This is a genomic window from bacterium (genome assembly GCA_035527515.1).
Classification (GTDB): Bacteria; B130-G9; B130-G9; order B130-G9; family B130-G9; genus B130-G9.
Genome location: DATLAJ010000065.1, coordinates 22,786 through 32,787 on the forward strand (window position 1 = coordinate 22,786; position 10,002 = coordinate 32,787).

A 10,002-nucleotide genomic window follows, 5' to 3' on the forward strand; every position below is an offset into this window, starting at 1 on the left:
TTGGTTGAGCGGCACGCCGTTCGTAGGTGTAAGTACAGATGCGCCTGCACATTCGCTCGCCGGAGACGGCCCAGATGCACGTGCCAGGTGCGAGGTCAACTAGCTTTGACCTTCAGGGGTGTCGCAACCGATAGTGTTACTTCTTCGCTTGTTTGGGTTTGCGACTTATCTGCTCTTTGCTTGACTTGACGCCCTGCTGCGCCTCGAGATTGCTGGGAGCCAACTTCAAGACCTTCTGGTAGGTCTCGAGAGATTCGTCGTACTTACCTTCCCTGTAATAGCAGTGGCCAAGCATCAGAAGCGGAGTAACGCTCTTTTGCCATTCGTAAGCACGGCGATAATACCCCTCCGCCTCGAGGAACTCCTTGCGCTGGTAGTAGATGCTCGCCAAGAGATTCGCAGCGTTGCAGGCTCCACCGTTGTCCAGTTCAAAAACCTTCTTGAGGTCCGGGACCGCCTTGTCCGGCTGATTGAGGCCCTGCCAAGCTTTCGCCCGAAGCATGTAACCCCTGTAATCATTTGCCGCAACGACAGCCATCTTGTTGCCAGTTGATAGCGAGGCTTTGTAATCACCCGCTCCAAGCTGCGCCTCGCCCAACGTGTTAAGTGCCTCCACGTTGCCCGGCTCCTTGGCCAAGACCGGCTTCACAATCGCCACGGCCTTCTCGTGTTTCCCGAACCGCTGATAAGAGTCGGCCAATCTCAGCTGGGTCTGAACGTGTTCGGGCTTCAACAGGCTGGCTTTCTCAAGATACTTGATTGCCTCCTCATACTTCCCTAAAGACCGGAGAACAACACCGTAGAGATAATTGAACTGGAAGCGATTCAGAGCCTTGCCCGTAACCTTTGACAGAGTATTCGCGGCCTTCTCGTAGTTGCGGAGCTTCACGTATGCCGTAGCCAAGCCATAACTGCCTTGATAATCTCCCGGCCGGTAGGCGAGTCCTTGTTCAAACCGCTCTACAGACTTCTGATAGTCCTTTCTCTTTAGAAACAACCTTCCGAGAAGGAACAGAGATTCGTAGTCGTTGGGCTTGAGGCTCACGCATTTCTCAAGAGCCCTGATGGCCTCTGCATCCCTTTTTTCCTTCAAGAGGATCAGCGCCTTGAGATATAAATACTTCCGATTGTCGGGGTCCTTCTTGACCGCCTCGTCGATCGCCTTTTGTGCGGCGGCCCAGTCCTTTGCCTTGTAGGCGTCATAGGCTTGCTTATACTCTATAACGTCCTGAGCGAGGATCAAAAGCGGCAGCGTAAGAACAAGACCTGCGACCAGAGCTGTTATCGCCCGGCCATAACGGCTTCTCAACGTAATGCTACTCAACTAATACCTCCATTCAATCAGCGCGACCGCCCCAGCAGACCTAACGTGGCACACAGACAAGAGACTTCAGACTTCCTCTGACTCCTGATCCTGCTTGCACTCGATGCACAGCGTTGCGACCGGCCGCGCCCGGAGCCGCTCCAGGCTGATGTCCCCGCCGCAATGTTCGCATATACCATAAACGCCTCTATCGAGCTTGGCAAGTGCCTTGTCGATCTTGGCAAGCAGCTTCTGTTCTCTTTCCCGCAGCCTAAGCTTCAATGTCCTGTTCGATTCTTGGGACGCTATGTCTGCAAAGTCACCACTTTGGGGGCACGAATCACCGCATGACTCTTTCAACGTTTTTGCGGCCTGCGAAAGCAGAGCAGCCCTGTGTTCGATTAGCATGTTCTCAAACGAAACTAATACCTTCTTGTCCAGCATTTCTCTGTTGCCTCAAAAGGCCCCGGAAATATCCACAGACTGATATTTCGACAACAATCGCTTGAAATCCGCCTTTATGCCCTTAAGCGACTCCTCCGACTCTGCCTCGAACCTAAGCACTAGCACCGGCTGCGTGTTCGAGGCTCTAACAAGCCCCCAACCTTTATCGAATAGAACTCTCGCACCATCTATGTCGATAACCTCGTGGCCTTTCTTAAGTTCCCGCGCAATGCTTTTGACGACGTCAAATTTGTCCTCGTCTGAGCACGGCACACGTATTTCAGGTGTGTTGTAAGTCTTGGGCAGGGCATCGATCGACTCGGCGAGCGACTCTTTGCTCTGAGCGAGAATCTCTGCCAGCCGGCAGGCGGCGTATAGCGCATCGTCGTAGCCAAGATATCTATCGGCGAAATACATGTGGCCGCTCATCTCGCCTGCGAGCAAGGCTCTCTCCTCGAGGACTTTGCGCTCGATCAGCGAGTGCCCGGTCCTCCACATTATTGACTTGCCTCCCATGCGCTCTATCTCTTGCCCAAGCACTTGAGAGCACTTGACCTCCGATATGATCTTGGCGCCTGGATGCTCTGATAGCACCTGTCTTGCATAAAGCAGGAGCAGAATGTCGCCCCATATCGGCCGTCCCCTCTCGTCTATGACGCCGATCCGGTCAGCATCCCCGTCGAACGCAATCCCCGCCATCGCGCCTGTCTCCCCGACTTTCGCCGACAAGGCGGAGAGGTTCTCGGGCACAGTCGGGTCCGGGAAGTGATTGGGGAAACTACCGTCGAACTCGCAGTAAAGCGGAACAACCTCGCAGCCCATTCTACTCAGCAGACGAGGCGCGAGCTGGCTGGCTGTCCCGTTGCCAGCATCGATGACCAGCTTCACCCTTCGGCCCGAGGTCATCTTGCCCATATCGATCGAGTTCTCAAATAGATAGTTGACGTAGTCCTCCTCGACGTTCTTTTTGTCGAGCTTGCCTAAACCGCTGGCGAAATCGCCACGCTCAACGGTCGCACGAAGGGCCTGAATCTCTCTGCCAAAGATCGTATGCTTGCCCTTACAGACCTTCAAGCCGTTGAACTGCGGTGGGTTATGGCTGCCCGTGATGACGATTCCACCATCAGCATCCAAATGTCGGAGTGAGAAGTAAAACACTGGAGTCGGGACCATGCCGATGTCCGTTACATTGCAGCCCGTAGATAAGATCGCATCAATCAGTGCCTTGGCAAAGCTGGGCGAGGAGAGCCTAACATCCCTTGCAACCACCAGATTGGCAAGGCCAGCCCTCTTGATGTCAGTCCCGAACGCCTTGCCTATGCCGGCCACGACGTCCACAGTCAGGTCCTCGCCGACTATCCCACGAATATCATATTCCCTAAAGATCCGCGGATTCATGTCTTTGCCTATTTACCTGTTGGCTTTGGGCTCTTCGTGCCGTTTTTCTCCAGCTTGACAGTCCTTTTGCCAGTCTCGTCTTTCCCAACAACGACGCGATGCACTTTGCTGGCATCAAACCCCGGCGGAAGCTTCGAGAGATCCGCTCCGATCTTGGGTGGGCGGCCGGCACCCGTGGCGCCGGGGCCCTCCAGATGCCTGAGCGCCTCATTGGCCTCACGTTCCCACTGCGAGCCAGGATAGAGCGAGGCGATTTTTGCATAGACCGTCTTTGCCGAGTCGGGCTTGTTCATTCTCTCGTATAGCTCTGCCAGGTTGAAATAGTATGGCTGGATTCCGGGAGAGTTGCCTTGCGTTTTGAACAGCTGCTCGTAGCTTTGCACCGCCGCACCGGGCTCCCCCATCTGCTCCTGTGTTCTAGCTATATTGGCCCGGCAAAGCGCACTGAAGGCTCCATCCGGGAATCTCTTGAGGCAATTTTGGAACGCACGAAGTGCCGACTGGTAATCGGCGAGCTGGTAGCGAACGATTCCGATGTACAGTAGGACGCGCTCTATGTTCCTGGCTCTAGGGTAAGCCTTCTGTAACTCCTCAAACTGGGCAACCGACTTCTTGAGCAATGACTGCTGCTTGTCGAGTCGCTCGGCCAGCGATGTCTTCTCGTCTTCGCCCTGCTGGGCCTCGCTGTTTGGCGTGAGGTCTATTGCCATCGCCTGTTGATAAAGGTCCGCCGCGAAGTACTCCATCGTTGCGGATGCCGTGATCCGACCCTCGCGATACGATCTGTAGGCAAAAGACCCGGCAATCACAACTGCTACCGCTACAATGGCAAAGAGTATGAACCTGCTGTTCTGCTTGCTGAAATCAATAATATGAGTAAGAAGGTCTTTCGGGAGCGGCCGATCCTGCCCCCTCACCTTCTTCTTGACTCTGATCGTTCTTCCAACCAATAGCTGTCCTCCCAATCGCCAGGGAATTACTCCTGGCCCTGTTTCTTTTTTGCGAGCGAACAATATCAAACCACTATTAATATAACAACTCCAATGCGAGCGCCCAACAATCGGATTGAACTATAAAGATGTCTTGCCGCGAGCCCGCATAACAGCTTTGAAAGGGACTTGTTCTTCACACTTCAGGTTGCTTCAGGCGAGAGGGAATGACTACCAGTCTGGTTTCTTGGCTGTAAGCTGAGGGCTTAGAACTGGTGGAACATGGAGCTTCAGTAAGATGGCATCTGGCTGCAACCAGTCAAGCGCGTGCTCGGGCAAAAAAAGAGGCCCGGACATCTGCCCGGGCCCCAACATTAGTCAGCTCGCTAGGACTACGAGATTACTTCCCCTGGACCTCGATCTTGATCTGCTTCGGCTTGGCCTCCTCTGCTTTCGGAAGCGTCACGCGCAGAACGCCATCGCTAAACTTGGCCTTGATCTTGTCCTTCTGTACACGGCTCGGGAGAGCGAACGACCGGCTGAAGCATCCGTAGCTCCGCTCGATTCGATGGTAGTTCTCCTCCTTGGTCTCCTTCAACATCGTGCGCTCACCAGAAAGCGTCAAGACGTCATTCGCGAGCGAGATATCAACATCAGAAGCCGTCAGGCCAGGCAGCTCCGCCCTGAGCTCGATGTTGTCCTTCGTCTCTAAAACGTCCACCGCCGGCGACCAGTCGCCCTTGATCATCGGCGACAGCTCGCCCTTTCTCTGGAACGCCTCGTCGAAGAGACGGTTCATCCTCTCCTGAAATGTCATCAGGTCTCTCAGTGGCTCCCATCTCACAATTGCCATTTCACTATCTCCTGTTTTTGATGTTTTGTTGTGATGTTCATCTTTCATCAGAGACAATAGACCTTTAGTCGGGAGTTGTCAAATAGTTTAATATGATCTCTGATACATCCGCCAAACCAACCTACCAACGCCATATCTCACGCCACTCATCCTCTTCCTCCTGAAACCGATGCCCGCCACAAACCCAAAAACTTGACGACCATGCCCATAACATCCTATAAGAAACGCATTGGACTCAACAATAATGCACGAGGCAGATGACGTGAGATTCCCGACCTTTCGAGACCTGAAAGAGCTCTGGGCGAGGCGAGAAGTCCTGCTCAACCTCGTGATGCGAGACCTCGAGGTCAAGTATAAGGGCTCCGTGATCGGGATATTCTGGTCGCTCCTTAACCCGCTCATGATGCTTCTGATCTATACGATTGTATTTCGCTATGTGATCGGGATGAACGTAAAAAACTTCCCGGTTTTTTTCATGTGTGGTTTTCTGCCCTGGATATTCCTCTCAAACTCCGTAACGATGGCCGCGCCCTCAGTTATTAACAACCCAAACCTCGTCCGCAAGGTCTATATGCCAAAGGCGATAATCCCGCTGTCTGCGATGGTTGCCTGCCTTGTTGAGTTTGTGATGACACTCGTCATCTTGCTGCTAGCTCTGCCTTTCTTTGGACATGCTCCGGGGCATCTAGCGTTCCTATTGCCGCTTCTGGTGCTCGCACAGGCCATCTTCGTGGGCGGACTTGCCCTGCTTTTCTCGGCGAGCACGGTTCATTTCAGAGACGTCAAGCACCTTCTAGATATTCTGCTAATCGTCTGGTTTTGGCTGACGCCGATAGTATATCCGATGAGCAAGGTCGCCTCTCTCAAGCTTCCGTGGCCACTTTTGGGAAACGTCGTGGTCTGGCTCATAAGCTACAACCCAATGTCGGTCTTCGTGTGTGCTTACAGGGCGGTCTTGCTCCAAAATGCTCTTCCGACAGGGCTAACGATTGCCCTGGTTGTCATTTACACGTTCGGCTCGGCCGCAGCTGGTTGGCTGCTCTTCGCCAGGTCGAGCGCCAGGTTCGCTGAGGTCGTCTGATGTCAAACGAAGGCCGACTGCGTAATGAGCCGAGCAGCTCTGACGTTATTCAGATGCGGTCGGTGTCTAAGAGATACCGGGTCTATTATGAGAAGAGCGAGAACATAAAGTACCTCATCATCAACCTGTTGAAGGGCAAGCGGGACAGATACCGCGACGTTTGGGCGCTGAGAGACGTTGCCTTATCCGTGTCGCGAGGCGAGACGCTGGGGATAGTCGGCGAGAACGGCTCGGGCAAGAGCACTCTGCTGAAGCTTCTCTGCCGGATACTGCTTGCTGACGAGGGCCATGTCGAGGTCAGTGGCAGAGTTGCGACGCTACTCGAGCTGGGCTCGGGCTTCTCGATGGAGCTATCGGGCCGCAAGAACATCTTTATGAACGCCTCGATTCTCGGCCTCTCTCGGAGAGAGGCACGGGGGAGGCTCGATGAGATAATCTCTTTCTCCGAGCTCGGCGACTTCATAAATGCACCCATCAAAAGCTATAGCAGCGGAATGCTAGTGAGGCTCGGTTTTGCCGTCGCAATTAACGTAGAGGCGGACATTTTTCTCATAGACGAGATCCTTGCGGTCGGCGACGAGCGCTTCCAGAAGAAATGCCTCGATCGGATCAGGGGGATGCAGCGGCAGGGCAAGACGATAGCGCTCGTCTCGCACAACATGGACATAATCAGGGAGTTCTGTAGCCGCGCGATCCTCTTGTCCAAGGGCAGGCTCATGGCCGATGGCAGGCCGGACGCTGTGATCGAGGCATACAGGCAAGTTCAGCGTTCTAACGTAAGATGATCAATGTGATGAAGGACTTGAGATATGTCCGGCGGCTTCTCGTAGTCGATAGAGCGCCTCGTCAGCGAACGCCGGGCAGTCAGGCGCCAGGTCTCGTCTTCTTTCATTTCGGTTCATTCGTGGCCAAGCTCTCGTGAAGCGCTTCGAGATCATTGGAACCACGGCCGACGCTGGATTTGTTGCCTACGGTGAGAGTCTCGAGGCGCTCTTTACGCACGCGGCAGAGGGGATGTTTGCGATCATATTCGGGCAAGAGCCCCAGCTTCCGTGCCCCGATAAGACCGATACGTTCGCTCTCTCCGCCGTTGATATCGAGTCGCTCCTTGTTGATTTCCTGTCCGAGCTCCTCTGGCGTTTCGACACGGACCTCCTCGTTCCCTCCGCAATAAAGTTATCGATCCGCGTGCCCGAACGTCTGACGAGAGAACCGGCCCCAGGTGGCGGCTCGGAGCGTGGCAGACCGACGCTTGAGGCGCGTGTAGGTTTTGCTGGCTGCAAGCGCCTCGCGCAGAAGCCAGTTACGGACGTTAAGGCGGTTACGATGCACAACCTCGCTATCGTGAGAGAAAGTGGTGTTTTCAGTGTGAAGGTCATCTTGGATATATGAGTCTCGCTGTCCGGGTGGAGCAGTTCGCGGCTGTGCCCCGGGGGCCGGACGACATTGAAAACGAACGTCTCAGTCCTGTTCATCGGATCGGACTTGACATCTCCTTTGGGGGGAACCTAAATTGATGGGTAGTTCTAGAGCGGGAATAGCTCAGAGGTAGAGCATCGCCTTGCCAAGGCGAGGGTCGCGGGTTCAAATCCCGTTTCCCGCTCCAGCCATTTAGCCACCTGCCCATCGATTCACACCTACGAAATGCCCTGACTTCGCTCTGTTCTGCAATAGGCTGTTTTACGGTCTTTTCATTTCTTGTGTGCGCGTTTGTGGGCACAAATAGGGCACACCCTGGGCACAGTGTTCCGAGACACTATGATTGGTGTGTTCATTATGGCGGCGCAGAATACAATCATTGGATGAATGGCTGTATGGGCGGTATGACAACGATTGTGGGCACAAATAGGGCACACTGGCAGTTTGACAGTTACCGTGAGTCGGTCGATAAGACCCACAGTAGCCCCAATAATTCTTTGACGGCGTTCCTCGGGCTTCTAACTAGTGGGGCAGTGGAGGAAATCAGGAAAGGTGTAAAATGTCTCTCGCGTTCGCTGGTGGAATCCCAATTCGCTTCTTGAAGTGCAGAGCTTTTGCAGTTGTTCTCTTTGTTGTCCACATCGTTGAGCAGGCTATTGGTCCAGTCCTTTGAGCAGGCCATTGCATCGTTTCTCTATTTTCCTAAGTTCGAATTTGCACTTCGCTTGGATCTGCTCCTCCATCTCATCCATATCCTCAACTCGTTCTGCGTCAGCAAGCCACGTCCGGAATCGCAGCAGCTTCCCATAGCAGACATTACCAACACCTCTAGTTTGAGCGCTCTCATAGGCTTGCTCAAAGTCCTTTTTCTCATGGATGAAGTCCCGAAGTGCCCTGTTAGATTTCACGATGGCTTTCAGCTTGTCTCTAATATCGACAGCGCGGGGGATCTCCCGGTTCTTGATTTTTTTGACGACCACCTGGTCTATTCTCGGGTAGGCCTCTCTCGCTCTCCCTATAGCCCTGCATTTTAGATATTCTTCGTAGTAACTCCACCGTTTGACGTCATTCTCTTCGTGATCGACCATGAATGCATACACGGCGATGAGCTGCTCGACCTTCTTGCCCGACAGCCCCAACTCCCTGCCCATTGTGGTCGGGGAAACGCCATGTCGCTTGTGGCGTCGATAGAGATAACCAGCTTGCTCATAGGGTGCCCAGTCCTTCTTGCCGATGATATGGTACTCCCCAAGGAGGGCAAATACGTCCTTTTCGGCTATGTTATGCGGAAGCAGCTTGCATTTGACCTTGCCCCATCGAAGAGGGTCTTGGACAAACAGCATCCTGTATGCAGCGAGACGGGAATTCCCTTCCAAAACGACCAAATCCCCCTTACGCACAAGGAGAGGATCAGTAAGGCCCCCGTTGGCCTTTATCGACTGTGCCAGCTGTCTCACATGATCCATGGCCTTCAGTGCCTCTTCGATTTGATCCTGCGTTGCCTGGCGGTCATCTGCCGATATAATGGAGTAGATTCGGGGATTTTCCGGATAGAACTTAAGTTCGACCTGCAGTAAGAATCCGACTGTGACCTCTATCTCTTTTCCGCGCAGAGTCATGGTGTCTTGATTGAATTCGGCCCCTTTCATCTCGTCTCCCTATCCTCTCTTCTAATATTTAGTATATCCCTCAACATCTCGGCGAATCCGTACTCCATCTGATTGCTATAGTACTCGCGGGAAATATCCCCTTGTGCGAGTTGAGCGGCCAGCCGCTTGGCGTGAAGTAGAACGTCCACCCATTCGTCAATAGAGTCGCTCATTAGGAGGTTGACGACCTCACAGCGTCGCTGCTGGGAAATCCTATGAATCCGATCCTGTGCTTGGAGGTAATCATCGAGACTGAAGCTCCGGTCGAAGAAGATGGCGTGATTGGCAACGGTCAAAGTAAGCCCCTCCTTGGCGGCACCCGGTGTAGCCACAAGCACCCCGCGCTTTGGGTCGGTCATGAATCTGTCGATGGCCTTTGTTCGTCGCTCCATGGGAAGCTTGCCATGTACTTTCTCGGTACCGAAGGGCGCTAGCTCGAATGCCAGCCATTCAACATTGTCTGTGAAGGTAGTCCACACGATGCACTTCTCGTCGTTGCGGCGAATGTTCTGAACTAGTTCTTGCAGCGGCTCAAACTTCCCGGGCTGTGCCGAGTAGCTCTGGTCTATAAGCTTGGGATTGGACGCAACTTGGACCAGGCGGAGCATGCGCTTTAGGATCGACTCAGATTCGTCCTCAGTGGGCAAACCCTCACGCACGACTACGGCGCGCATTTCATCGCGTATGCTGTGATAGAGTTCCAGTTGGCGCGGCTCCCAATCTGTGAACACAGAGCGAATGGTCTTCCTTGGCAACGTGATTATCCCACTGTCCTTTGTCTCCCGCACCGAGAATTCGGATATCATGTCCCTGAGAGACTCAAGTCGGTCTTCAAACTCATCCCTAGCCGAATTGCTAGCTGCAAGCCTGCCTGATAGGTCGAGTTCTTTTCGGAACTTCACGAAATCCCTGCCCAGACTCTCCCC

The 10,002-nt window shown here is 53.7% G+C and carries 11 protein-coding genes and 1 tRNA gene; 5 read left to right on the plus strand and 7 right to left on the minus strand.

Features of this window, described 5'->3' with window-relative positions:
- Nucleotides 1–136 precede the first annotated feature (136 nt).
- From VM163_05010 to VM163_05030, 5 genes are all read right to left on the minus strand, one after another.
- Nucleotides 137–1,324 carry a tetratricopeptide repeat protein gene (locus tag VM163_05010; GenBank protein ID HUT03232.1) on the minus strand — a complete coding sequence of 396 codons (1,188 nt, stop codon included), beginning with the start codon at nucleotides 1,322–1,324 and terminating at the stop codon, nucleotides 137–139.
- A gap of 66 nt (nucleotides 1,325–1,390) precedes the next feature.
- Entirely contained in the window at nucleotides 1,391–1,747 is a 357-nt protein-coding gene (locus VM163_05015) for a TraR/DksA C4-type zinc finger protein (protein ID HUT03233.1), read from the minus strand.
- 12 nt (nucleotides 1,748–1,759) lie between these two features.
- Entirely contained in the window at nucleotides 1,760–3,145 is a 1,386-nt protein-coding gene (locus VM163_05020; protein ID HUT03234.1) for a phosphomannomutase/phosphoglucomutase, read from the minus strand.
- Between the two features lie 8 nt (nucleotides 3,146–3,153).
- Nucleotides 3,154–4,095, minus strand: a complete 942-nt coding sequence (locus VM163_05025) for a tetratricopeptide repeat protein (GenBank protein ID HUT03235.1) — start codon at nucleotides 4,093–4,095, stop codon at nucleotides 3,154–3,156.
- A gap of 379 nt (nucleotides 4,096–4,474) precedes the next feature.
- Nucleotides 4,475–4,927 (minus strand): Hsp20/alpha crystallin family protein, encoded by a 453-nt coding sequence (locus tag VM163_05030; protein ID HUT03236.1) that lies wholly within the window; start codon nucleotides 4,925–4,927, stop codon nucleotides 4,475–4,477.
- Nucleotides 4,928–5,156: 229 nt separating this feature from the next.
- On the opposite strand from VM163_05030, the gene VM163_05035 reads away from it, so the two are divergent.
- The 5 genes from VM163_05035 to VM163_05055 all read left to right on the plus strand — a co-directional run bounded on the left by VM163_05035 (nucleotide 5,157) and on the right by VM163_05055 (nucleotide 7,614).
- Entirely contained in the window at nucleotides 5,157–6,008 is an 852-nt protein-coding gene (locus tag VM163_05035) for an ABC transporter permease (protein HUT03237.1), read from the plus strand.
- Entirely contained in the window at nucleotides 6,008–6,793 is a 786-nt protein-coding gene (locus VM163_05040) for an ABC transporter ATP-binding protein (protein ID HUT03238.1), read from the plus strand. Before VM163_05035 ends, VM163_05040 begins: the two co-directional genes overlap by 1 nt.
- An 8-nt stretch (nucleotides 6,794–6,801) precedes the next feature.
- The gene (locus tag VM163_05045) at nucleotides 6,802–6,930 is read left to right on the plus strand and encodes a hypothetical protein (protein HUT03239.1); all 129 of its coding nucleotides are present in this window, start codon (nucleotides 6,802–6,804) and stop codon (nucleotides 6,928–6,930) included.
- Nucleotides 6,927–7,400, plus strand: coding sequence for an archease (locus VM163_05050; GenBank protein ID HUT03240.1), 474 nt, complete (start codon nucleotides 6,927–6,929; stop codon nucleotides 7,398–7,400). The genes VM163_05045 and VM163_05050 overlap by 4 nt, the downstream gene beginning before the upstream one ends.
- A 139-nt stretch (nucleotides 7,401–7,539) precedes the next feature.
- Nucleotides 7,540–7,614, plus strand: a tRNA-Gly gene (locus VM163_05055).
- A 466-nt stretch (nucleotides 7,615–8,080) separates the two neighbouring features.
- On the opposite strand, the gene VM163_05060 is transcribed toward VM163_05055, so the two are convergent.
- Nucleotides 8,081–9,076, minus strand: coding sequence for a ParB N-terminal domain-containing protein (locus VM163_05060; protein ID HUT03241.1), 996 nt, complete (start codon nucleotides 9,074–9,076; stop codon nucleotides 8,081–8,083).
- Nucleotides 9,073–10,002: helicase-related protein (locus VM163_05065; protein HUT03242.1), on the minus strand; the 930-nt coding region annotated here is incomplete at its 5' end. The genes VM163_05065 and VM163_05060, both read right to left, overlap by 4 nt.